The organism is Nibribacter ruber (genome assembly GCF_009913235.1).
In the GTDB taxonomy this organism is placed as follows: Bacteria; Bacteroidota; Bacteroidia; order Cytophagales; family Hymenobacteraceae; genus Nibribacter; species Nibribacter ruber.
This window is the reverse complement of sequence record NZ_CP047897.1, coordinates 3,497,024-3,522,525: the sequence shown is the minus strand read 5'-3', so window position 1 is coordinate 3,522,525 and position 25,502 is coordinate 3,497,024. Positions and strand designations below refer to the sequence as shown.

Sequence of the window (25,502 nt, the reverse complement as noted above, 5' to 3'; positions counted from 1 at the left end):
CGTTAAACCGTTTTTAGGCTATTTTCCAGGAAACAAGCCAAAAACGAGAGCATCTGTTAGTCCCCTTCTTCAGCTGGCTCTGACAATGGTTATTGTACGGCAATTTTGGCAGAACAGGTCTCACTGCCGTCTTCAGAGCCCGCCAGTACCAGGTAGACCCCGGGCTTGGCCTTGCTGCCGTTGTAGTCGCGGCCGTTCCAGACGAAGGTTCCGCCGTTGGAGCGCCCTTCAAAGACCAGTTTGCCGCTTGTGTCTGTGATCTTTACCCAGCCGTTGTTGGGCAGCCCTGAGATGCCAATGGAGCCCGTATAGCCCGCCCTCACCGGATTAGGAAACACCTGCAGACAGTCTTTGTTAATGGTCTCGGTCTTGGTGGCAGTGCCTCTGTAGGCGGCCACGCCGGCCTCCGTCCCTATGAACACCTCGCCGGTGCCATGGTTGATGGCAATGTCTCTGATCTTGTCTGAAGGCAGCGGGCTGTTCTTGGTGGTAAAGTTGGCAACCAGCTCCTCGCCGGTCTCACTGAAGAGCCATACGCCGTTGTCAGTGCCCATCCATTTGCGGTTGGCCCCGTCTACGGCAATGCTGCGCACCACCTGGCCTTGCAGCAAGGGCCGGCGTTCATAAATGGGAAGATAAGCCGCAGAACCGCCAGAAGAAAACACCTCTGCCCCACTGCTAAACACGGCTACGCCCGCTCCGGTACCCACCCAGATTTCGCCTTTGTTGTCCAGGGCCATGCTGTACACCTGCGCTCCGGGCAGGCCGCCTTCGCCGGGGCCACCAATGTACCGGTAGGTTTTGTCAAGGTCATTGTACACCACCAGGCCGGCGCCGGGGGCGTTGGTGCTCACGGTGAGCCATTTGTAGCCTTCGTTGTCAATCAGGATCTTATCTAAGGCGTTGCTGAAAGGGAAATTGAAGGGATGGGATTTCCAGGTGCCGTCTGGCAGCAGCTCAAACAAGCCGGGCGCGTTGGCCTGTTGGTTTCTGTTCACCACCCACACGTGGCCCTCTGAATCTACCGCCAGACTGGTTATGCGCACGAAATCCTGGTTACCGGGAATGGCGCTGCGCAGTGGGCTGTTGGTTTCATTGTAAAGAGTCACTTTGTTCAAGCCGTCCCATTCCAGCAGGCCGCCGCCGTAGCTGGCCAGATAGAACTTGCCGGTCACCGGGTTACGCACGGCAGCCACCAAATCCCGCACATGGCCAGGGAAAGCGCCGCCGCTGAACCGGTTGTAGCTGGTCCACTGGCCGTTCTGGTACTGGTAGAATCCTGCGTTGGAACCGGCCTGTAAATAGGATTGATTAAAGCCCCCGCCCAGCACCGTGAGCGTGTCCTTATCTGCGTACAAGCTGAACACATCTACAAACGCGGGGCCGTTGGGCGCAAACACTTGTACCGTGTTATTCTTAAGCTGCACCAACCCGTTCACATAATCCGCTACCCAAATGCCCCCATCTTTGGCCGGAATAGCCATGCGCACCGAGGCAAGGGAAGAATTTGTATAGATAATGGCCTCATTATTAGCATTGACTTCCAGAACGGCGATACCGCTGGCCAGCACCAGCTTCACGCCGTTGGTTTCTAGAGAGGCAAACTGGTTGTCTGGTGTAGAGAAAGGGGCCTTCTGCCAGGCATTGTTCTGGTATTGATAGAGCCCGCTGCCATTCATGCCCACGTACACCTTCCCCTGAAAAGCCGCTAAGGTTCTGGCGTTACTTGTACCTTGGGCAGGCAAGCCTTGCGCGGGGCCAAACCGCCGCCAGTTTCTGTAGTCCAGCAGGTTAGCATTTTGCAAAGCCGCGACCATGACCCCAGAGGAAGAGGCAATAAACAAGCTGTCTTGAAGGATGGTGGAACTGTAGACCTGAACACCTTCGCCCTGCGGACCCAGGTTGGCATAGGTGTCTTTCACTTCCAGCTTCACCAGGTCAATCACCACCAACCCGAACGACGTGGAGAGGTAGGCTTTCTTCTGGTGCGTGTATAGATGGTAGATGGTTTTTATGCCAGGTAGTTGCTTGCGCAGCAGGTCTGTGAGGTTCTTGATTTTGCCGTCCTGCACCAGGTCCAGGTTGGTGTTCTCATAGGCCACCACCAGCGTAGCCGCCGCCGAGTCATACCGCACGCTGCTCAGATTCACATCACTGAAGCCATCGGTGCGGGTTAAGATTTGCAGGTGGTTGTCTTCCTTGGCCAGCCGGAAGAAACCGTCTTCGGTGGCTACATAAACGGAATTGGGCGTTTCTGTGAGGGCCTTGGCGCGGTTGTTGGGCACATGCAGCTGCCAAGAGCCGATGGGCAGCGTGGAGGTTTGGGCCTGGGCTCCCAACGCCAGCAGCCAAACCCAGAATAGACTCGCCCAGAACTTTGCAGAAGAAAGCGCCATATGTAAAGATACACAGTTTACAGCCGTTTTTGGCCTCTTTTCAGGAAACCAGGCCAAAAACGCTAGTGCCACACTAGCATAGACAAGATGCCCGTTACCATGATGCCCTTGCAGAGCCAGCTTAACTGCGCAAAGTCGCGCTTCCGGTCAGCGTAGAAGAGTTGGCGCAGAAGCACCAGAGACGGCAATACCACGCCAATGAACAGATAAACCACCAGCAGTCTGGATTCCCACTCATGCACCATCACGGCCGCGGTAAAGACCCAGAAACACACCAGCAGAAAGTACAGCACCCACTTGGTCTTGGGTAGTCCCAGCAGGATAGGCAGCGTCTCACACCTGAAAGAGGCATCGCCCTGCACGTCTTCCATGTCTTTGATGATTTCCCTAATCAACGTCACCAAAAAGGCAAACACGCCGTACGCCCACGCAGCCAGGGACGGCTGGCCCGCCTGCAAGGGCACCACCAGCACCATGGCGCCCGCTAGCAAGGCCACGGTTATATTGCCCACCAGCGGGCGCTTCTTCAACTGCGCCGAATACCCCCACAACAACAGTCCCGTGCCCAGGTAGACCAGGCCAATGCGCCAGCCCAGCAAGGCACCCAGCGTCACGCTGACCAGGGAGAGGTACAGGTGCAGCATCATGGCTTTTCTGCGGGTAAGGCCCTTGCCCACCACAATGCGCTCTGGCTTGTTGATGCGGTCTATCTTAAGGTCATAGTAGTCATTGATGATATAGCCAGCCGCGCCAATGCAGAAGGTAGCCAGCAGCAGCACCCCAAACGGCCAGGTAAACGACTTGGCCAGGCTCCGTTCTGGAAATACCAAACACAACCGCACCAGCACCTGCGTGAGCAGCATGATCATCAGATTGGGAAACCGAATTAGAGACAGGAGATTTTTCACCGTGCAGACAAACGCAGATAGACGCGGGAAAGGTACGGCAAAGGCGGCACAAATGAAAAAAGCCCCTAGAGCAGGGGCTTTTAGAAGAGTTCACAAAATGGGTATGCGAAAGCGGTAATTAGAGTTTTTTTACGTTTACCGCGTTAATGCCTTTTTTACCTTCTTTGGTGTCGAATTCCACTTTGTCATGCTGTTGGATCTGGATTCCGTTGAGGCCTGTCACGTGTACAAAGAAATCCTCATTGGTGCCTTCTTCGGTGATAAAGCCGTAGCCTTTGGATTCGTTGAAGAATTTAACCGTTCCTGTTTTCATAAGAAATTAAAAATTGAAAGAATGAATGATACTGTAAATATATGATTTCTTAGAAAAAAACCAACTTTCAATACAATAATTTGAAAACCAAAGAAAACCGGCTAAAATTTCTTACCAGCGCTTCTGTAATTTCATCACCATCTCAATCAATTCGCGGGCGGCGCCCTTGCCACCTTCTGCCGCGGCCACGTACTGGCTTATGTCACAGATGTCAATGGCGGCGTCTGCCGGGCACGCCGAAATGCCACAGTATTCCATCACTTCCAGGTCAGGCATGTCATCTCCCATGAACACCACCGTGTCTGGCTCAATGCCATGGAAGTAGAGGTAGTTCTGGCAGGTGTCCAGTTTGTTCTCCACGCCCAGGTAAATGTCCTTGATGTCCAGTTGCTCCAAGCGCTTGCGAACGCCCGGCTCATTGCGTCCCGAGATGATGGCCACCCGATAGCCTTTTTTAAGCGCGTGCTTGATGGCGTAGCCGTCCTTGATGTTGAAGGACCGCGCCTGCTCTCCCGTAGAAAAACACATGAGGGTACCGTCTGTGAGCACGCCGTCCACGTCAAAGATGAAGGTGGAAATGTTCCGGAAGTCTGGAAGCGCTTGCATGGCAAATGGGGTTACAACAGTCTATTGATTGTCTCTCCACTCATACACCCAGGCGGCCTGAATCTGCTCCAGGTGGCCTTCATTGGCCTGCTCACGGGTTCCTTCAAAATTAGGCAGGGTCAAGATCCACTCCAGCAGATCTGTGAACCTGATGCGGTAGATTTTGCTTTCGCCGAACTCATCGCCAAACTTCTCATAAAGCGCCATGGCAATATCCTCATGGTCTGCCCAGTTGATAGGCGGTTCATATGATGTATTCATAACAGTTATCAGTTAGTAGTAAACAGTTAACAGCAAGGAGTGACTAGTTATCATTTTCGATGTTTACTAATCACTGTTAACCGCACACTGTAAATTAGTGTCCTAGGAAATCTTGCTTGGGAATGGTAACCACCAGGTCCTGGCCACCTTGCACCACGCACTGGCACGCAAGCCTGGAGTTGATGCGCGGGTTCACCGCGCGGTCAATGAAGTCCTCTTCCTTGTCCGTGATTTCGGGCAGGTCATCCATGCCGCTTTCAATGTAGACATGGCAGGTGCTGCAGCCGCACACGCCGCCGCAGTTATGCTGCAATTGTACTCCGTTGTTGAGGGCTACATCCAGCACAGACTCTCCTTCGGCGCCCAGATGGGTTTCATCTGGGGTACCGTCTTCGAACTTATATATTATATTGACGACTTTCATCTGGGGCAATGTTCATTAAGGGTGCAAAGGTAGGCAACCTACGGCCCCCATCAAAACCAAGCGGGGTTTGTCTTCCCTATCCAAAAGGGAATCAGTCGTTTTTGGCCTGTTTTCCAGAAAACAAGCCAAAATCAGAGGCGGTGGTCTGGATGCTGTGCGTGAGAACGCGGTACAACTCCTGGTATTGAGGCGCGTCTTGCAGCAGTTGCAAATGTGCTTGAATGGTGTTGTCATCCCCACGCTGGGCGGGTCCGGTCTGTACCGTGAACGGCGGAAACTGACGCGCCTTCTCCAGCGTCTCCTGCATGAGCGGTTCCAATAAATGAGCAGGCAGCTGCGCCTTCTGCAACAATTCCTGCGCAATGCCCCACAAATGGTTGGTAAAATTACAGGCAAAGACGGCGGCCAGGTGCAGTTGTTTTCGGTCTTCGCCGCGCAGCACTTCTACCTGATCAGACAAAAGGCAGCCCAGGCGCTTTAACAGTTGTTCATCTTCAGCCAGTTCTGCCTCCACGCAAATGGGAATGCTCTTCCAATTCACGGCCTTCTCCTTGCTGAACGTCTGCACTGGATAAAACACGCCTTTCCTCACCCCTGCAAGAGCATTTAGCACCTGCAAAGGCTGCGCGCCTGAGGTATGCACCACCAAAGTCTGCTCTGGAAATTTGGCCAGCTGCGCTAGTTGCGCCAACGCCTGGTCTGGAATTGCCAGCACATAGACATCTGCGGGTGGGGCCTGGGTGAAGTCTGGGTGCGAGATGGCCTGCACTCCCACATTTTGCGCCAGCTCCTGGGCGTGGGCCTGCGTGCGGCTATACATCCAGGCTAAGTCTACGCCGGCGGCCTTCAGGCCCTGGGCCAAGTGCGTGGCAACGTTGCCCGCCCCTATCAGGGCCACTCTGGGTGAAGCGATGGAGACTTCCTGGCGTTGGGTTTCTGGTAACATGCCGGAATTTAGCCTCTTTTCTTGGAAACTCGTCAAAAACAGGACGGGTAAAAAAAGAGGGAGTACGGTTTCCCGTTCTCCCTCTCCTATCTGTTTGCAATCTGGTTAGGCAATCTGCTTTTCCCGGACGGTGGTTTTCTTGTTAGACACTGCTTTGCCACCTTTGGTCTTGCCGTCATTGTAATGGCGTACAATGGCCATGGTAAAGCCAATGGTCATGATGATGGTACCAATCCAGAGAATACTGATGAAGGGTTTCTCCATAGCCTTCAGGATGATGTAGTCCTTCTGGGTGGTGTTGATACCAATGATGAAGCGGCCTTTGTCTGGGTTGATCTCCAGCAGCATGATGCGCATGCCCAGGTCTTCAATCTCTTCTGGCACGCGGCCCACCATACGGTCTTTGATGGCATAGATGGGGTGCGCATGGTACGTGCGGCGCTCACCCAGAATCTGCATGTCCGCCTGCACAGCCACATCGCCGGGTTTCAGTTGCAACATCAGGGTGTCTTTGGCGGCTTCAATGCCTTTCAAGACCGCTACGTAGTCATTGATGAACAGGGTGTCGCCTATCTTCACCTCATACTCTTTCATCTCGCCCCACTCCTTGGCCTCATTGGGGTCTGGAATGGTAGAAACGTGTGTGTACAGGTCTTTGGTGCCCATCATTTTCACGTCTGGCGAAGCCAAAAGGCCCATCTCTTTATTCACCTGCGCGCGTGGGTACAAGGTAAACGTATCACCGCTTTCACGGTGCTTGTACTCTACCTGGTAATAAGTGTTTTCCGGTGAAGTAAGGTTGATGGTATCTCCGGCATTATAAATCACCTCATCGCCGTCTTTCAACGGACCACGGGCCACTGCCTTGTATTCATCTGCCAGCCTGAACAGCATCTGCTTGTTCACATACTCTGGAAGGTTTTCTACCTCCAGGTACTGGCCTTTGTAAGTTACCTTGTACGGGCCCATGTCTGTGGCATCATTGCGCCACAGCAATACGTTGTCACGGTTAATATCATCGCCAAACTCACGGGCATATACCAACCCAGACATGTTCTTGGAAATGATGTTGGAATACCCCGAAGAAAAGAGAATACCCAGTAGCATGAGGGCCACTCCAATGTGCGCTACCGCACCGCCGGCAATGGCTACTTTAGACTGCAACAGCGTAAAGAGCACGCGCAGGTTGCTGAAGAAGGCGAACAAGCCCGAAATTAATACCACAATATACACCGGGTTGTTGATTTTGTCGGCGAGGCCCATGTTGCCCGTTTTGCTCAATAAAAGCAGAAGGGCAGTGAAAAGGCCCGTGAAGATGAAAGGCAGGGTGAACACATCTGAAATGCTCTCGCCGTTGTTCTGCTTTCGCCACCACAGCAATTGACCCGTACCAGAAAGCAAGGCGATGCCTACGCCCATCCACAGCTGGAACTTAGTATAGTGCGCAATCTGGTCTGCGGGCAGGGCCATGTTGGTTTTCACGCCAATGAAGCCCATGAACGAGTTGTACACCGGAATGGAGGTAGTCACCAACACCTGGAACGCGCCTAGGCACAGCACCGCTGCTCCAATAAACACCCAGAACTCGCCGTTGTAGGTGGCCACTTCTTTTTCTGTGGTTGGAATGTATTTCCAGCGGTACACCAACAGAGCTATGGATAATACCAGGAACGCTGCCAAGTACGTGAATAGCTGACCAGACATCCCTAAATCTGTAAAGGAGTGCACAGAGGCATTACCCAGGATACCGCTACGCGTCAAGAAAGTAGCGTACAGAATAAGTACGAACGAGGTGATGAACAGAATAAAGGTGGCACGCAAGGCGGTCTTGCTCTTGCGGTAGGCCAACAAGGTATGGATAGCACCTACCAGGACCAACCAAGGAATGTACACCGCGTTTTCTACCGGATCCCAGTTCCAGTACCCGCCAAAGTTGAGGGTTTCATAGGCCCAGTAGGCTCCCATCATGATCCCCAAACCTAAGATACCGGCGGCAAACAGGGCCCAAGGCAAGGCTGGTCTGGTCCAGGAAGAGAAGTCTTTTTTCCAGAGACCGGCAATGGCAAACGCAAACGGCACCAGGGTAGCCGCGAAGCCCAGGAACAACACCGGCGGGTGAATCACCATCCAGTAGTTCTGCAACAGCGGGTTCAGACCCGTGCCGTCTTTTGGTATGAAGTTAGGGTCCATCTGGAACACCGGCGCATCTGTCATGAAATCACGCATGAGGATGAACGGAGAGCTACCCAGCTTGAAGTCACCTATCACCACGCCCAGAATCATGGACGTCAAGAATAGCTGCACGAAGGAGAAAACTGCCATCACCGGGCTTTCCCACTTCTTAGCGTATTTGATCAGAATCAAGCCCAACACTGCGTGCCAGAAAATCCAGAGCAGGAAAGACCCTTCCTGGCCTTCCCAGAAGCAGGAGATCATGAAATGCACCGGCAGGTGGTTGGAGGAATGACTCCAGGCGTAATGGTACTCGTAGCGGTGCTCGTGAATGATGTTGAACAGCGCGAAGATAATACCCACCACGGCCAGGGCATGCACAAAGAAAGCCCCGCGGGCCATTTTGCGCCAGGCGGCCTGGTCACTTTCTAAAGAGTTTGCCCTGGAGGCGAAGAAGAAGGAAAAAGAAGACACCAATGCTGCCACAAACGCGACAATCACACTAATATGCCCTACATCACCAATAAGCGTGTTAACCATTATAAAAGAGTTCTGAGTCGCGAGTCCTGAGTCTTGAGTCTTTAAAACTCAGCCGCAGGACTGTAATCGCTAATTGTGTTTGTATACTATCTATAATGAGTATTGAAACCTTGCTTGATGACTCAAGACTCAGGACTCAAGACTCAGGACTATGCTAAAGGCTTGCCGTTTTTCCGTCTTCGGCTTTCACCTCGTTCTCTGTGTATTTTGAAGGACACTTGAGCAGGATCTTGTCTGCCACAAACATCTGGCCCTGCATGTTGCCGGTGATCACTACTTGCTCAGAGCGGTCAAAGTCTTGTGGTTTGGGATTGTAATACACCACCGTCTGCTCTACGCGGTTGGTATCTACCAGCACAAAGGAGAAGTAGTTAGGGTCAATCATGGGGTCATATTTCATCCCAACAATATGGCCTTGGGGGTCTTTCTTCAGCCTGCCCACTACGTGCACTTTTGTGTCATCGCCGTCCTGGGCGCGGGCCTGGGCCTCAGAGAATGGCACGTACACGCTCGCGTCTGACGCCGTAGACATGATGATGGTGATGGCCGCAGCAATGATGAGAATTCCGATGATGTGTATCTTTTTCATGTTTGTAAAAGCATGGACGGTGTTTTCCGCCTTTCTAACAACACTAACTTTAAATTAAATCCACGGGGGCATAATTTATGAGGCCGGATTTCGTTTTTGGGCTGTTTCTCTAAAAACTGCCTAAAAACGATTTTATTGCCTTATCTCCCGCTCCAGTCTGGCAACTTTCTTGTCAATGGAAATCAGGTAAATCAGAAGGCCTATCAACACCGTCACCAACACCGCCACTACAATGTAAATCTTGCCGTCCTGACGCATTACGTCGGCCATTTCAACCTGTGAAGAAGAGGCCGCCGCCGTGGTGGTTTCTGACTGAGACTGGGCAAGCGCCGGAGCAGTAGAAGTGGCCACCCATGACAGGAGCAGCACCAAAATCCATTTATACATTTTCATATACTTGTTGCTTCAAAAGTTCAAATCTGGCTTTCACGTTCACTACCCAGATTCCCAGGAGCGCCCAACCCAGCACCGCCGGATAGAAAACAGCTCTCAGGCGACTGTCCAGGTCATAGGAGTTGAAACCTGGATTGCCCCCGTTGCCCGGGTGCAATGAATCTGTGAGCCTGGGCAAGATAAAGAGCAAGGGAATCAAGGCCGCAAACGCGAAGATGTTGTAGACGGCGCCAATGCGGGCCCGCTGCTGATGGTCCTGGAAAGACCCGCGCAAGATCAGGTAGGCAAAGTAAATGAGAAGGCCAATGGCCGAGGCATTTTGCTTGGGGTCATTGCTCCAGAATTCGCCCCACGTGAAACGTGCCCACTCCATGCCCGTCACAATGCCTAGCACGCCAAACAAGATGCCCACCTTGGCAGACTCTACCGCCAGCACATCGTTCCTCAACGAAGGCGTGCGCAGGTACTTAATGGAGTACACCACTGAGATGAGCAGAATGAGGATCATGCCAAACCACATGGGCACGTGAAAGAACAGGTTACGGATGGTCTCATTGAGGATGGCCAGTCTGGGCACATCGCTGAGCAGGCCCCCAATCACCGTATACAGGAGCAAGGCTACGGTCAGCCACTTCCACCAGGTTAGTTTCATTCTTCTTTACTTAAACCGTTCCTCAGCTGCGCCACAAATAGGGGAACAGGATATAGGAAACAGTGACAACAATCATATTAATGGCCAACACGGTCACGGCCTCATCCACACTCAGGGAGCGGTCTAGTCCGTCAATGGCGTTTTTAGACATTCTAATCAGCATGAGCAGCATGGGCACCATCACCGGGAAACTCAAAACCGCCATGAGCGTGCCCGTGTTCGCTGCTTTGGCCGCAATGGCAGAAATCATGGTCAGGGACGTGGCAAACCCCACCGCTCCCAGCACAATGGCCGCCAGAAACATAGCCATGTCTTGCACCGGGTTGCCTATGACTACCGCGTAAAACACAAAGCACAACAACGCCAGCACCAGCATGAGCGCCGTATTGTACACTATCTTGGCCAGAATCACGCCCTGCGGACTCACCACGCTGTAATAATAGAGTAAGCGGCCCCTGCTCTCCTGGGCAAACCCTTTGGCGATGGCGTTCACGGCGGTGAACAGCAGAATCACCCAGTACAAGGCGTTCCAGACCGGCACCTGCAAGCCTCCAAACTGCAGACTGAAACTGAGGTAACAGATGAAAACAGTGCTGCCCACGTACAACAGCATGCCATTGAACGCATACTTCTGCCGCCATTCCAGCACAAAATCCTTTTGCATCAAGTAGATAACCTCTTTCAGGAGCACGTTTTTCTTCTTTGGAGCAAAGGTACAACACAAAACCATGGCGCAAGATGATTTCTGTCATTAATCCCGAGGGGTTGGGTTGTTTTCAAGGTTACTTTCGGGAAAGCAGAGTAAAAATGGAGGTGGATGATGGTTGATGGCCAATGGCTAGTTGCCTTTTTTGTTTTTTGCTGCCGTTGTTGGTGTTCTTACCAACGACTATCTGCTGCTTTTCAACTGCCGTTACTTTCTTTAGAGGCTCATGCCTTTCTATGGTGTGAATGTTAAATCCGTGACTTGCTTTTCCGTTGGCTATTCCTGAGCAGGTTCTTTCTTCCGGTGCCATATGCCGCTTATTCGACTCATAATGCTTTTCTGCCGTGCGCCTCCGTTGGCTATCCCCGAGCAATGCCGCTTGCTCCGGTGCCCTTATGCTTCCTTGTTGTATTGTCTCCGCTAAGCGCTCGCGGCCGCGGGGCCCCGTCTTCCCTCCTCGCGCTGTACCAGCTTGCCTCTTCTGCGGAGATGCTCCTTTGGTGGTCAAGCTGCTTCTACCTTGTGGTGATCGCCGTTCCAACCTGAGGCGGCAACCTGCTTAGGCGACTCGCCGGAAAGACTGGAATCGGTGCGTTTAGTAGAAGCCTTTGGTAAACGAAGATTCCCCCCTTGAGGGGGGCGAAGGGGGGGTGTTTACATCAGCAGATAAAATCAATCAACAATGGACGATCAACAATTCTCCCGTTTTTGGCCTGTTTCCCAGAAAACAGGCCAAAAACGAGGCGCTCCTGTTCTGGGAAAGGTTTTGGTAACGGTTCCTTAATACTGGAAGAGTGCTTTTAACAATAGCATAATAGGCCCTTAATCTTCAGGTAAACCCCTCTCTCTAGTTTTGCATCGAGACTAATCATCAAGATGCCATGAGAACATTTCTACTCACCCTCCTCCTTCTCAACACCGCCTGGGTGGCCGTTGCGCAACAAGGCACACTAACCGGCAAAGTGCAGGATGCCAAGACCGGCGAGCCTCTGATTGGTGCCGTGGTTGCTGTAACTGGTTCCAGCGTAGCCACCCCTACAGACGCCGAGGGCAATTTCACGCTTCCGTTAAAGGCCGGCGTGTACAGCATTACCGCCACCTACGTTTCCTATACCCCTTTCACGCAAGGCAATCTTACCATCATGGCAGGCCAGACCACTCCCTTAACTATTAGCATGGCAGAAGACTCCAAGAGCCTGCAGGAGGTAACGGTGGTGGTAGAACGGCAGACCAACTCAGAGATGGCGCTCATCAAAGACTTAAGACAGAGCGAAGTAGTGGTGAGCGGCATGTCTAGTGAGCAGATTGTAAAGGCGCAGGACAGAGATGCCGCCGAGGCCGTGCGCAGAATTCCGGGAGTGACCATCCAGGACAACCGCTTTATCATTGTGCGTGGTTTAAGTGAGCGCTACAATTCAGTGTTGTTGAACAACGCGCTCACCCCCAGCTCTGAAGTAGACGTAAGAGCCTTTTCCTTTGATGTATTGCCCACCAGCGTCATAGACAGAATCCTGATCTATAAGTCTCCGGCCCCCGAATTACCCGGTGATTTTGCTGGTGGGGCTATCAAGGTAGGCACCAAGAATACGGTGAGTGAAAACAGCACCAGCTTTAACTTCTCCACTTCCTTTAGAAACGGCACCACGTTTCAGGACTTTCAGACAGACAAAGGCAGCCCCCTGGATTTCTGGGGACTGGGAAGTGGCAAGCGCAGTTTACCCGGCGGGCTTCCGGCTACAAGCCAATTCCAGAGCCTGCCTTATACCACCAAAGCGCAATACGGCCAGCAACTGGGGCTCCGCAACGTCTGGACGCCAGAAAACACCACGGCTTCGCCAGACATGCGGTTTAACCTGGGCCTGAACAGACTCATAGACCTAGCCGACTTTAAACTCTCCAGCGTGTCTGCGCTCACGTACTCCAATACCCGCCAGTTCCAGAACATCTCGCGCTGGGATTACCAGGAGGCCCGCACCGGCCAGGCCGTTGAAACCAACTGGGCTTACCAAGATGCCGTGTCCAGCAACACCGTGCGCCTGGGCGCTTTGCAGAACTTCAGCCTTAGACTGAATGAAAACAACAAGCTTGAGTTCAGGAACCTGTTCAACCAGATTGGCATCAATGAGGCCACCGTGCGCGAAGGCTTGAACATGGAGACCGGCACCACCCAGGAAGAGCAGAACTTTGCCCTGCGCTATGAGAGCCGCACCATTTACACAGGCCAGTTGCAAGGCACGCACACCAGCCAGAACCAGCTGAACACCTATACCTGGACCACCGGCTTCAATTTCCTGAACAGGCAAGAGCCAGACCTGAGACGCGTCCGCACCCAGCGGGATGCCGGCTCAGAGGCACCCTACAAAGTGCAGATTTCTACCAACTCCACCCCCTATGACGCCGGGCGCTTCTTCTCTCACTTAGACGAAACCGCCTTTATAGCGGAAGGACAATTCCAGCACCTCTTCCAAGCCACCGACTCAGCGGACCTGGAGACGGCTCCCAAGTTCAAAGCTGGTTTTTATGTGGAACGAAAAGACCGTGGTTTCAAAGCCCGCACGCTTACCTATAAGCGCAATGCCGGTATTGACGGTGGCCGCACAGACGAAGCCATTCTCAACCTTCCCCTGCACCAAATCTTCAGGCCAGAGAATTTGAACACCTCCACGGGTTTACTCTTTGATGAAAGCACGTCCATTGCTGACAAGTACCAAGCGGCCAACACGCTGGGCGCCGGTTACCTTGCCTTTTCCAAGACGTTTTTTGACCGGGTCAACTTTTATGGCGGCGTGCGCGCCGAGTACAACATGAGGAAAGTGAAGACCGCAGACCAAGCCGGGCCTTCTAACGTGGACCAGAAAAAGCTGTACATTCTTCCTTCCCTGAACACCACCTACAATTTCAGCATCAGGTCTCTGGTGCGGCTTGCATATGGCATGACCGTGAATAGACCAGAGTTCAGGGAGCAGGCCCGTTTCAGCTTCTATGACTTCAATGAGAATGCCTCGGTGCGCGGTAATCCAGACTTAAAGACAGCCATGGTGCACAATGCAGACCTGCGCTATGAGTTCTACCCCACCGCCAATGAGCTGCTTTCTGTGGGTGTGTTCTACAAGCATTTCATAGACCCCATTGAGACTCGCATAGAAACCGGCGCAGGCCGCAACCTCACCTTCGCCAACGGAGACTTTGCCAACAGCCTGGGCGTGGAAGTGGAAGCCAGAAAATCTTTTCAGGAATGGTCTTCTAATAGCTTCATCCAGGGCCACTCTCTGGTGTTGAACGCCTCTGTCATTCACAGTGAAGTAAACCTAGGCGATGGGGCTACACAGGCCGAGCGCAAACGCCCCATGATGGGTCAGTCTCCTTACATCGTGAACACGGGCTTGTATTACCAGAATGAGGAGACCGGCTGGCAGTATTCCCTCTTATATAATGTATTAGGCGAACGAATCTACCGCGTGGGCAATGATGAGAACCCCTCCATCTATGAAATGCCCCGTCACGTGCTGGACTTCACGCTTACCAAAAACTTCAAGAACGGCCTGCAGGTGAAGGCGGGCATCCAGGACCTCCTGAACCAGAAATACAAGTTTGTGGAAGACACAGACCAGGACGGCCACGTGGAGAAGACTGACCTTACCTCCAGAACCTACACCCGTGGCATGTACACCACCCTTGGCTTAGGCTACACTTTCTAAATCTATATAAACCATTTACCCACCCTATTTACCTAAAACCAGAATTATGAAAGAGTTAAGAAAATTAGGACTGCTATTTTACTTGTTACTAGTGGTCACGTTTACCGCCTGCACAGATGATGAGGATGACTCGCCGCTAGTGGTAACCAAAGGACAAGGCATCTTGCAAGGCTCCATCACTGCCAACAGAACCCTGGACGCAGACACCATCTACACGCTCAAAGGGTTTGTATATGTAGACAACAACGCTACGCTTACCATTGAGCCAGGAACCATCATCAAAGGCGAGAAAGCGTCACAAGGGACTTTGATTGTGAAGAGAGGCGCCAAGATCATGGCGCAGGGCACCGCAGAGAAACCCATCGTGTTCACGTCTAACCAAGCCAAAGGCCAGCGCGCGCCGGGTGATTGGGGCGGGGTAGTGATCCTGGGCAAAGCCAGACAAAACCAAACCTCAGACCCAGTGGTAGAGGGCGGCCCAGATGCGTACTACGGCGGCACCAATGACGCCGACAACTCAGGTGTGTTCAGCTACGTGCGCATTGAGTTTGCCGGTTACCCGCTGCAGCCCAACAAAGAACTGAACGGCCTGACCATGGGCGCAGTAGGTTCTGGCACCAAGATAGACCACGTGCAAGTGTCTTTTGGCGGCGATGATGCCTTTGAATGGTTTGGTGGCACGGTAAACGCTACGCACCTGGTAGCCTACAAAAACACCGATGATATGTTTGACACTGACTTTGGCTACAGCGGTCGCGTGCAGTTTGCGTTGGGCGTGAGTGATCCTAACCTTTGGGACGTGGCTTCTGGCGGCGCCTCCAACGGCTTTGAGTCTGACAACGACGGTTCTGGCTCTACCTTGACGCCTTTGACTACGGCCACCTTCTCCAACGTGACCATCATAGGCCCAGGCGCCAACTTACCCAGCGGTGCACAGTTTGGTCAAGGTGCCCACCTAAAGAAAGGAACCAGCTTATCTATCAGAAACTCGCTCATCACGGGGTTTGCCAAAGGCATTACCTTAGACGGAAGCCTGGTAGAAGGTTATGCGCAAAACAACAGCATTAACATCATGAACACAGTGGTGGCAGGCGCAGGAACTTCTACCACCATCAACAAGGCCTCTTCTTCTACCTCTGCTTTTAATGCCGCAGATTGGTTTGGCACTAACAGCTTTGCCAACAGCGTAAAAACCACCGCAGAATTAGGCCTGAACACCAATGCTCCCTACATGCCTAACACCGGTTCCATGGCCCTTTCTGGCGCGTCTTTCACCGGCATGACCGGTTTTGAGAATGTTGCCCACCTAGGTGCCTTCGGGACAACCAACTGGACCACCGGCTGGACCAACTGGGATCCGCAGAATACAGACTACTAACCCTTACCCAGCTACTAAACCCATTTCAAAATACGGTGGTGCCTCTGAAGGGTGAGATACGAAGAGACACCGCCACTTGCCCATGAAGTAGTCTCTCATGGCGCAGGGGCCTGCCAGCAATGGCAGGCTTTTTCTTTTACCACGGAAGAAAAGCCTGTCGTTTTTGGCTTATTTTTTAGAAAACAGCCCAAAAACGGTTTTCAAGAAGCAAAAGAAGAATTCGATTAGCTGGCACGTAATACACAAAGTTTGAGATATGCAGCAGGCTAAAAAATAGGGCTTTACCAGTTAGCCTTTGAATTGTTTCCTTCTCACCTACCACCGCAGCAATGCTTCTTCACTAGACGTTACCACCTGTACGATGGACCAGAATGTTTTAAGAGTTGTACATTAACAAAGAGAGTTTACCCGTTATGACCTAGTGCCAGTTTGGAGCAAACCCGTCAAAACCCTTGAGACTAGCTTTAAACCTCAGAGGCCGTTTTTGGCCTGTTTCCTGGAAAACAGGCCAAAAACGGCCTCTGAGGATAATACATAAATGGGTATCTTAACTGATGGGTACTTTACGCAAAATGGATTCCACGAAGTCCTTGGTCTGCACGTTGTCGGCCTCGGCCTCATAGTTGAGGATGATGCGGTGGCTGAGGACGTCTGTGGCAATTTCTTTGATGTCTTCAGGGAGTACGTAGTCGCGCTCGTCAAAAAAGGCCACGGCCTTGGCTGCCAGGTTCAAGGCGATGCTGGCTCTAGGCGACACGCCAAATTGCAGGTACTGCGCGAAGTCATTCAGGTCATAGTCGGCGGGTCGGCGCGAGGCAAACACCAGTTCAATGATGTATCGCTCCAAGGTCTCAGAAATCTGTACCTGGTTGATGGCGTTTCTAATGTCGAAGATGTCTTGCTTGGTCAGGACGGTGTTCACGGTGCTGCTGTAGGACAGGTTGGCCATGCGGCGCATCACTTCCAGCTCATCTGCCTTGGAAAGGTAATCCACGTACACCTTCATCATGAAACGGTCTACCTGGGCTTCGGGCAGCGGGTAGGTTCCCTCCTGCTCTACCGGGTTCTGGGTGGCCAGCACCAAGAAAGGCAGATCCAGCCGATAGGTTTTATCACCAATGGTCACCTGCTTCTCTTGCATGGCCTCCAACAAGGCAGACTGCACCTTGGCCGGCGAGCGGTTCACCTCATCTGCCAAAATCAAATTCGCGAAGATGGGTCCTTTCTTCACCTCAAACGCCGAGGAGCTCTGGTTATAAATCATGGTGCCTATCAAGTCAGAAGGCAGCAGATCTGGCGTGAACTGGATGCGGGAGAAATTCAGGTGGAGCACCTTGGCCAGGGTATTGATCGTCAACGTCTTTGCTAAACCCGGCACCCCCTCCAGCAAAATATGGCCGTTGGTGAACAAGCCTATGAGCAGCCGGTTCACCATGTACTGCTGCCCCACCACAACCTTGCCCACTTCTTTGAACACCTGCTTTATCTTCAGCTGATGCTCTCGAATCCGTTCCTGGAATAAGAGTTCGTCCGTTTGCATTGATGATTTTATTGACTAAAACGCAAGATACCTAATTCTATTGGTTTCACGGTGCTGCTCTTTCCAAGTTAAGTGAGTGCACCTAACAGGCTGCACTTTGAAGGAGAACGCAGGAATGCGCTCTTGAAAGACCTGAAACACCGTCGCATTGCACTCATGATAGGTGTTTCCCTTTTAATCTTTTGGGGAATGAGAAAGTCAGCATGTACACATACATTGGACTGATGCAGTTGACGGCATAAAGAAAATTTATATAAAAGTCTAATTTTCAATAGATTGGTAAAAAATATTACCATTATAAAATCAATCTATAATATTAACATCCAATTATATAGATTAATCACGATTTCAATTATCGGCTATTATTCATACTCCTTTCCTCTTTCAATTTGCTAGCCTTATTGTCGGCTTAAATTGGCAATTGACTTTCCTAGCTCTTATTTCAGCATTAAACTTAAAACTTAAGCGTACTAATACGCATCCCTGCCACCCTTTCATTCACCGTGTTTTTCTCATGGTTCGGCGAATTATCAAAATGCTACTGGAACTAATTATCCAATTTTGGACTGTCTTACCAGAAGAGCTGGAAATCTGGACTTATTGAAATAGCAAAACTTCAATTTACAGATCCTGCACACTCTTTAGAAGGCAGAATTATTGAAACCTTAGTTGCATAAGCATGAAAAACCCCTTACTCTTAGCACTGCTTGTTTTGTTTCTCTTACCCCTCACCATGTATGGCGAAGGATCAAAACAGCTCACACCCAACCAGTCAACAGCGGCGCTTACAGACCCTGCCAATGACAAAGCTGGCTATTTGGCGCATGACGCCAACTTTCCCAGTGCAAGTGGGGTAGCTATTACATCGCTTAGCTTTTTGAAACCCAGCGGCTTCAGCCGAAACGGAGCTACTTTTTCTGCAGACCATAGACTCTTGATTAGAGTAAAGAATGGCGAACGTCTTTACTATGGGGTGCGCAGAGCTATCCATGATCAAACTACCGCCAATCAGGGAGATTTGACTATCACCATTAGAAGAGCAGCCAGCAGTACAGACCAAGTGGGCACCATTGTACAGCAAACCACCTTGTTGCGTGATCAGAACTCTACCAGACATATGCTTCTGGCCGCTCAACCGGGCGTCATAGGCAATGCAACTCAGGTAAATGTAGGTCCAAAATTCACCATCAACACTACTACCTATAACAGCAACGGCTACAACTCGCTGGGTTTTCTTAACAACACCGGCGCAGACCAAGACTACTGGGTGGAATTTGAGCAGGTGGGTGAATCTAGCTGGACAGATGACGGCCGCAGATTCTCTGTGTATGATTTATGGGATTTTACAGTAGTGGACGGTAGTGGCGTGGAGAAGCCTGGTCGTATGCGCAGTAAACTTTGGTCTTTCTCTGCCGGCGGGACTTCCAACGTCTTTTCCAAGAACTTTAACATGTACCCGCTCATTCCCAGCGAAGACCAGGCCAACGCCTTCTTCGTTAAGAAGATTGAATTAGCAGGTATTGCCCCTCAGAACTTCTTCCGGTTTGTTACCAACAAATTTGGTTCAACTACCGCAGCCGGAGCATCTTACACAGACCGTAGAAAAAGCCAGACCAGCCAGACAGACTATCCAGAGCTGTTCAACTTTGTAAACAACCCAGATATTTCTATTTGGCCGTCTGCGACTGCTCCTGAATTTACAGTAGGCATAGCTTCTGTCTGTAACACAACCACCAACGGAGGCAAGTCTATCTTCACCCTGAACACGACTGAGAGCAGCACGTTCATTGTATTAATCAACTTAAACGGCGTGGCGGGCTATCAACCAGGCAGCGCTGACGTCTTATTGGAATCTACAGGCGCCAAAGGAACACGCACCGTAGAATGGAATGGTTTGAACGGTTTGGGACAGGCAGTGGCCAAAGGCACCACGCTCAACTATTTCTTCAGAAACAACAGTGCGGCGGTCCATTTCCCGGTATGGGATGCAGAATCTAATGTAGGCGGTTTTAGAGTAGAGGACGTACGTCCAGTGGCCGGTACTAATTACAATGGCCTTCTTTTCTGGGATGATTCTAACCTTCCTACTGCTGCCTTTCCTTCTCCTCAATCAGAGCTGTTTGGCGCAGCCTCTACAACTGGCGCGCATACTTGGACCGCTACTTCTGGTTCTACCACAGCAACAGGGGGTGACTTGAAAACCGTTAACACCTGGACGTATGGCTACACAGGCTCTTCTACTCAATCCACTACGTTTAACTATGACTGCAGCGCTGATGTGGCTGTTACAAACACAGCTGCTACCGCTCCATACTATATTGGTCAGCCTTTCACTTATAGCGTTACGGTTACAAACAACGGTCCCATTCCAGCTACCAACATACAGGTGACAGATAAGCTAGACGCTACCAAGCTTGAATTTGTAAGCTCCTCAGATGTAAACTATGTTGCTAGCACTGGAGTGTGGAACGTGGGTACGCTGGCTGTTGGTGCCTCCAAAACCTTAACCATCACGGCGAAGCCGCTTGTTACCGGAAGCATTTTAGCCACAGCAACACAAACCCACACAGAAGTAGACAATGTAGCTGCTAATAACAGCCAGTCGACTTCCATCACGGTTAGCCCGTCTACTGATATTGCTGTTACCAACACAGTAAGCGCAGGTCCATATTATGCCGGGCAGGCGGTTACCTATACAGTTACGGCCAAGAACAACGGCCCTAACAATGCCACCAGTGTTTCTATCACAGATCAGCTGCCGGCAGGAATGACAATCTCAAATGTTTCTGCTACCTCAGGTACTTATTCCAACTCTACTGGTGTCTGGACTCTGCCTATTGCAATAGGAGCCACCCAAACCCTCACCATTACCGCTATTCCTACTTCGGCGGGCACATTTACTACAACTGCTTCGCGTACTGCCGGAAATGAATATGATGTAGTGAGCAGTAACAATAGCGCTACTAACAGCATAACGGTCACAGCCGCAGCTGACGTTGCCGTCACCAATGTTATCACTACGCAAGGCCCTTACTATATTGGAGAAAACATCACCTATACTGTAACAGCCATAAATAATGGCCCTGTTACTGCTACTGGAGTTGTACTCACAGATAAACTTCCTACGGGGTTAACGTTTGTAAGCGCTAATCCTTCAACGGGTACTTATACATCATCAACTGGCGTTTGGACGGTTGGAACCATTGAGCCCGGAACCCCTCAGACGTTAACGTTAGTGGCCAAGACAACCGCTACAGGTTCTTACACAACAGTAGCGTCTAAATCTGGTCAAACAGAAACGGATTTGGTAAGCTCAAACAATTCCAGCACCAACGTCCTTACCGTAGAGCCTACCGCAGAAGTAGCGGTAACACAAACTGTAACCGCCGGTCCGTACTATAATGGAGTAAATGCTACCTATACAGTCACCATCAAGAACAATGGCCCTGGTGCTGCCACGGGTATTGTGATTGATGCAGGAATCCCTGATGGCTTGACTGTTGTGAGTTTCACAGCCCCAGATGGTACCGTAGTGGAAAACCGGAAATGGTCCATTCCCAATTTAGCAAGTGGTGCATCTGCTGTTATCAAAATAATAGCAGCACCTAATACTTCTGGCACTTTCACCACAACGGCAACCAAAACTGCTCAAAACGAAATTGACATAAATTCTGCCAACAACAACTCCAATGTTACAATTACGGCTTTGCCTGCAGTGGATATTGCAGTGACCAATATTGTTTCAGATGGTCCTTATTATCAAGGAGAACCCGTTACTTATACAGTTACAGCCACTAACAATGGTCCAGATGCTGCTACTGGTGTTAAAATCAAAGATTTGCTTTCTACAGGTTCATTCACCTTTGTAAGTGCCACTCCTACTGCAGGATCATATGACGCTTCAACAGGAATCTGGGACATAGCCACCTTACCAAAAGGTACAACAGAGACCTTGGTATTAATTGCTAAACCAAGAGTTACTGGTAGCATTACAACCACAGCCTCTCGCTCGGCCAGTGACCAGTTTGACGCGGTTGCTTCTAATAACTCTGCTGCTACCACTATCAATGTGGAAGCGTCTGGAGACATCCAAGTAACCAACTCAGTAGCGGCAGGACCTTATTATAACGGAAAAGACGTTACCTATACCGTTGTAGTAAGAAACAATGGTCCAGGAACAAGCTCTGGTGTTTCTGTAACAGACATGTTACCTGCAGGCTTAACGTTAAAAAGCAGCAGTGTAACACTAGGCTCCTATGACCCGGGCACGGGCCTGTGGACAATTGGCAACATGAGCAGTGGCGTAACCCAAACACTTACATTAGTAGCGACCCCAACAACTGCTGGTACGTTTACAACTACGGCCTCCAAAACTTCTTCTAGCTATGATAATAACAGCGATAACAACACGGCTGCTACAACCATAACTGTAGGACAGGCGTCCAACCTAGCTATTTCCAATCAAGTATCAGAAGGCCCTTATTTTGTCAACTCTAACGTTACCTACACAGTAGTTGTCACCAACAATGGACCCGACAACGCAACTGGTGTAACGGCCACAGACAAGCTCCCTACCGGTCTTTCTTTTGTTAGTGCAACGGCCACCCAAGGAACCTATGTATCCTCCACAGGAGTCTGGACCATTGATAACTTAGCTGCAGGGAGCTCACAAACTTTAACAATTGTAGCAAAACCAACCACTTCTAACGCCCTTACAACCACGGCTACTGTAACTGGGTCTTTGTATGACATCAATACCAGCAACAATACCGCTTCTACCTCAATTAGTGCTGGTGCTGCTTTGGCGACCGACATTCAAGTAACAAACACTGTTGCTGCCGGCCCTTATTATGTAGGAAAGAATATTACCTATACCATTAGTGCCCGAAACTTAGGCCCTAATGCCTCTTCTGGAGTTGTCATATCTGATGTTTTACCGGCAGGCATGTCGTTTGTCTCTGCCAACCCAACAGTAGGCACTTACGATCCAACAACCGGAATATGGGAAATCCCAACCTTAGCAGTGAATACAACAAGAACACTTACCCTTGTGGCTCAGCCTACTACTGTTGGAGACTTTACAACTACTGCCACCAGAGTAAGCAGCAATGAGCAAGACGCGAACGCGGCAAATGACATGGCTTCCAATACAGTTACCGTAAATTCATCTGCAGACATAGCAGTGGTAAAAACAGTAACCGGCGGCCCAACTTACCTTGCGGGTGAAGAGCTGACATTTACCACTACTGTAACTAATAATGGCCCTAACACTGCTTCTTCGCTTCTCATCTCTGATGTCTTCTCTACTTCAAACTTCTCTGTAGTTAGCACCAACCCAGAAAAAGGAAGCTATGCCGCCGGCGAATGGGCAATTGGCGAACTTGGAATTGGTGAAAGTGTAACCCTAACCGTGATAGCTAAGCCAACCAAAGCGGGAACCCTTACTCAAACGGCCAGTAGAAAATCTGCTACAGAAACTGACCTTGTAACAGCCAACAATACTTCCTCTGTTGTACTTGACGTGGATCCAGCTGCAGACATTGCCGTTACAAATACAGTATTCTCAGGTAATAAATACAACGGACAACCTTTTACCATCACTGTAAAAGCACAGAACAACGGTCCAAGCCCGGCAACTGATGTCTCATTGCAAGATTTACTGCCTGAAGGTTTAACCTATGTAAGCTCAACTGTTACCGCAGGAAGCTATGATAATCAAACTGGTATTTGGAACATAGGGCCTTTGGCTATTGGTACTTCTGCTGCTAGAACCTTGACCATTACGGTAGTACCAACTAAAGCAGGTAGCTTTACCAACACAGCAACTAAGGTTTATAGCGCCGAACCAGATGCAAATACCGCCAACAATACGGTAAATAACACTTTTGAAGTGCTGCCAGCCATTGACATTGCAGTTCTTAATACTGTTGCGGATGGGCCTTATTATGTTGGCGGAAACGCTGTCTTTACAATTACAGCCACTAACAACGGACCAGATGATGCCACGGGAGTGAAAGTCCTAAATAGATATACCACTGCGGCCGGCTTCAACGTAGTGAGCTTTACAGCTCCAGATGGCACAACTTACACCAGCAATGATGGAATTTGGAACATTGGAGACATGCCAGCAAACACAACCAAGGTATTGACCGTGTTAGCCAAAATCAACAAAGTAGGAACGCTAACCACCTCAGCAAGCCGCAATGCCAGCACACAGACAGATGTAGTAAGTTCTAACAACACATCTGTGGTTACCTTAGAAGTAAATCCTGTGGTTGATATTGCTGTAAGCAACAGTGTAGTAGCTAAAACTTACTACAACGGTGATGAAGTTGAATTCACCATCAGTGCTATAAACAATGGCCCTAACAGTGCATCAAACATATCATTGGCCACTGCCCTGCCTAACGACTTCACTTTTGTGAGTGCTGCTCCGCAACAGGGATCCTACAATGCAAGTTCTGGCATCTGGTCTGTAGGCGACTTAGCCTTAAATGGTTCTGCCACGATGAAGTTGATAGGAAAAGCCACACAAGCTGGTACCTATACGTTAAACTCTTCTTACACTTCCAGTACTGAAACCGATCAGAACAGCGCCAACAATTCTGATACCGAAGAAGTGGTGATTACTGGAAAAGCTGAGGTAAAAGTAGCCATGACTGTAAGCAGCAGCACTGGAACAGAATTTTACCGCAATGTTTCCTTAGCAACCTTTACGGTGACTGTAACCAATACAGGTCCAGATGCCGCCACCAACCTCAAGTTTATGGATAGCCGTACAGGCGCTATTAACTTTACAGGTGTATATCCTGGTGAGGGGGTAACTTATGATCCAGCTACGGGTGAAGGCTTTATTGCGTCACTTGCGCCAGGCGAATCTAAAACATTGGTGGTAACTGGTTACCCGAACACAACCGGCCGCATAACGTTGAGCGCCACTAAACTTAGCCAAGAAGGTGCCATTGACCTGGAAAGCACCAATAACAGTGCCTTTGCGTCAATAAACGTGCAAGCTGTAGCTGACTTAGCTGTCACAAATATTGCATCTGAAGGCCCTTATTCGCTAGGAGAACCAATCATCTACACAGTTACCGTGCAAAATAAAGGTACGGTTGATGCGGCCTCTGATGTGAAAGTAGCCTACACATTGTCAAAAGAGTTTGAGTTCGTGAGCGCCAAGCCGTCTGTGGGTACTTTTGACGCCACTACCGGAATCTGGACTCTGAATAGAGACTTGGCACCTTCAGAAATGCAAACCATGCAGGTTATTCTTAAACCTGTAGCATATGCTCTTCTAACCACAGAGGCAGCTGTAAACTCTGCAGGGCAGTTTGACAATGCCATGGCTAACAACAGCCAAACAAGTACCATAAGCCTGATGAACCCATTGCCAGTAACATTGGTAAACTTCAATGGCAAGGCGGTAGCAAATGGCGTGCAACTGACCTGGACCACGGCCACTGAGATCAACAATGAGAAGTTCTTGGTAGAGCGCAGCACCAATGGCAAAACGTTCCAGACGGTGGGTGAGGTGAAAGGGGCTGGCAACAGCAGCCAGGTACGCAACTACGGCTTCCTGGATACCAACAGCCCGGCCGGCACTATCTACTACCGCCTGAAGCAAGTAGACTTTGACGGCAAGTTTGAGCACAGCAAGGTCATCTCTGTAAAAACCAAGACAGAAGCTACCAAGGCAGTGAAACTAAATGCCTATCCTAACCCAACCACAGGTGTAGTAAACCTGGATTTGAGCAGCCTGAACAACAGCACCGTCACCATTCTGGTATACAGCATGGACGGCCGACTGGTGAAAACAACGCAAGTGCAAGGCGGTGGCAACCAGCAGGTAGACCTGGGCTCTTTGGCAGTAGGTACCTACCTTCTCAAAGTAAGCACCCCAGAGGTGACCATCATGAAGAGAATTGTGAAGCACTAAACTGCACCCACTATCAAAACAGAAGAGGCGCCCAGTTGGGCGCC

General features: G+C 50.5%; 18 protein-coding genes. 4 read left to right on the top strand and 14 right to left on the bottom strand.

Going from position 1 to position 25,502, the window contains the following annotated elements:
- Positions 1 to 89: 89 nt before the first annotated feature.
- The 13 genes from porZ to GU926_RS14725 all read right to left on the bottom strand — a co-directional run bounded on the left by porZ (position 90) and on the right by GU926_RS14725 (position 11,216).
- Positions 90 to 2,396, bottom strand: coding sequence for a type IX secretion system anionic LPS delivery protein PorZ (gene porZ / locus GU926_RS14785; protein WP_160693225.1), 2,307 nt, complete (start codon positions 2,394 to 2,396; stop codon positions 90 to 92).
- Positions 2,397 to 2,458: 62 nt separating this feature from the next.
- Positions 2,459 to 3,304 carry a geranylgeranylglycerol-phosphate geranylgeranyltransferase gene (locus tag GU926_RS14780; RefSeq protein WP_160693223.1) on the bottom strand — a complete coding sequence of 282 codons (846 nt, stop codon included), beginning with the start codon at positions 3,302 to 3,304 and terminating at the stop codon, positions 2,459 to 2,461.
- Between the two features lie 118 nt (positions 3,305 to 3,422).
- Positions 3,423 to 3,617 (bottom strand): cold-shock protein, encoded by a 195-nt coding sequence (locus GU926_RS14775; protein WP_066508428.1) that lies wholly within the window; start codon positions 3,615 to 3,617, stop codon positions 3,423 to 3,425.
- 111 nt (positions 3,618 to 3,728) lie between these two features.
- Positions 3,729 to 4,223 carry a KdsC family phosphatase gene (locus GU926_RS14770; RefSeq protein ID WP_160693221.1) on the bottom strand — a complete coding sequence of 165 codons (495 nt, stop codon included), beginning with the start codon at positions 4,221 to 4,223 and terminating at the stop codon, positions 3,729 to 3,731.
- Positions 4,224 to 4,244: 21 nt separating this feature from the next.
- A complete protein-coding gene (gene iscX / locus GU926_RS14765; RefSeq protein ID WP_160693219.1) occupies positions 4,245 to 4,484 on the bottom strand; it encodes a Fe-S cluster assembly protein IscX in 240 nt (79 codons plus the stop codon).
- A gap of 94 nt (positions 4,485 to 4,578) precedes the next feature.
- Positions 4,579 to 4,908 carry a 2Fe-2S iron-sulfur cluster-binding protein gene (locus GU926_RS14760; RefSeq protein WP_160693217.1) on the bottom strand — a complete coding sequence of 110 codons (330 nt, stop codon included), beginning with the start codon at positions 4,906 to 4,908 and terminating at the stop codon, positions 4,579 to 4,581.
- A gap of 91 nt (positions 4,909 to 4,999) precedes the next feature.
- Positions 5,000 to 5,854: a Rossmann-like and DUF2520 domain-containing protein gene (locus GU926_RS14755; RefSeq protein WP_160693215.1), complete on the bottom strand. Its 855-nt coding sequence runs from the start codon at positions 5,852 to 5,854 to the stop codon at positions 5,000 to 5,002.
- Between the two features lie 105 nt (positions 5,855 to 5,959).
- Positions 5,960 to 8,566: a cytochrome c biogenesis protein CcsA gene (gene ccsA / locus GU926_RS14750; protein ID WP_160693213.1), complete on the bottom strand. Its 2,607-nt coding sequence runs from the start codon at positions 8,564 to 8,566 to the stop codon at positions 5,960 to 5,962.
- A gap of 154 nt (positions 8,567 to 8,720) precedes the next feature.
- Positions 8,721 to 9,155, bottom strand: coding sequence for a cytochrome c maturation protein CcmE domain-containing protein (locus GU926_RS14745; RefSeq protein ID WP_160693211.1), 435 nt, complete (start codon positions 9,153 to 9,155; stop codon positions 8,721 to 8,723).
- Between the two features lie 132 nt (positions 9,156 to 9,287).
- Positions 9,288 to 9,548: a CcmD family protein gene (locus tag GU926_RS14740; protein WP_160693209.1), complete on the bottom strand. Its 261-nt coding sequence runs from the start codon at positions 9,546 to 9,548 to the stop codon at positions 9,288 to 9,290.
- Positions 9,535 to 10,200, bottom strand: a complete 666-nt coding sequence (gene ccsA, locus GU926_RS14735) for a cytochrome c biogenesis protein CcsA (RefSeq protein WP_160693207.1) — start codon at positions 10,198 to 10,200, stop codon at positions 9,535 to 9,537. Before ccsA (GU926_RS14735) ends, GU926_RS14740 begins: the two co-directional genes overlap by 14 nt.
- Before the next feature lie 22 nt (positions 10,201 to 10,222).
- Positions 10,223 to 10,864, bottom strand: coding sequence for a heme exporter protein CcmB (locus tag GU926_RS14730; protein ID WP_160694835.1), 642 nt, complete (start codon positions 10,862 to 10,864; stop codon positions 10,223 to 10,225).
- 118 nt (positions 10,865 to 10,982) lie between these two features.
- The gene (locus GU926_RS14725; RefSeq protein ID WP_160693205.1) at positions 10,983 to 11,216 is read right to left on the bottom strand and encodes a hypothetical protein; all 234 of its coding nucleotides are present in this window, start codon (positions 11,214 to 11,216) and stop codon (positions 10,983 to 10,985) included.
- Positions 11,217 to 11,787: 571 nt separating this feature from the next.
- Here GU926_RS14725 and GU926_RS14720 point away from each other — a divergent pair.
- Genes GU926_RS14720 through GU926_RS14710 form a run of 3 tightly spaced genes read left to right on the top strand, consistent with a single transcriptional unit; the run spans position 11,788 to position 16,210 of the window.
- Complete coding sequence (locus GU926_RS14720; RefSeq protein WP_160693203.1) at positions 11,788 to 14,604, top strand: TonB-dependent receptor; 2,817 nt, start codon at positions 11,788 to 11,790, stop codon at positions 14,602 to 14,604.
- Between the two features lie 46 nt (positions 14,605 to 14,650).
- Positions 14,651 to 15,982, top strand: a complete 1,332-nt coding sequence (locus GU926_RS14715) for a T9SS C-terminal target domain-containing protein (protein WP_160693201.1) — start codon at positions 14,651 to 14,653, stop codon at positions 15,980 to 15,982.
- 51 nt (positions 15,983 to 16,033) lie between these two features.
- The gene (locus GU926_RS14710) at positions 16,034 to 16,210 is read left to right on the top strand and encodes a hypothetical protein (protein ID WP_160693199.1); all 177 of its coding nucleotides are present in this window, start codon (positions 16,034 to 16,036) and stop codon (positions 16,208 to 16,210) included.
- Positions 16,211 to 16,529: 319 nt separating this feature from the next.
- Here the strand turns inward: GU926_RS14710 and GU926_RS14705 are convergent, their stop codons facing one another.
- Positions 16,530 to 17,522: an AAA family ATPase gene (locus GU926_RS14705; RefSeq protein WP_160693197.1), complete on the bottom strand. Its 993-nt coding sequence runs from the start codon at positions 17,520 to 17,522 to the stop codon at positions 16,530 to 16,532.
- A 679-nt stretch (positions 17,523 to 18,201) separates the two neighbouring features.
- Here GU926_RS14705 and GU926_RS14700 point away from each other — a divergent pair.
- Complete coding sequence (locus tag GU926_RS14700) at positions 18,202 to 25,458, top strand: T9SS type A sorting domain-containing protein (RefSeq protein WP_160693195.1); 7,257 nt, start codon at positions 18,202 to 18,204, stop codon at positions 25,456 to 25,458.
- The last annotated feature ends 44 nt before the right edge of the window (positions 25,459 to 25,502 follow it).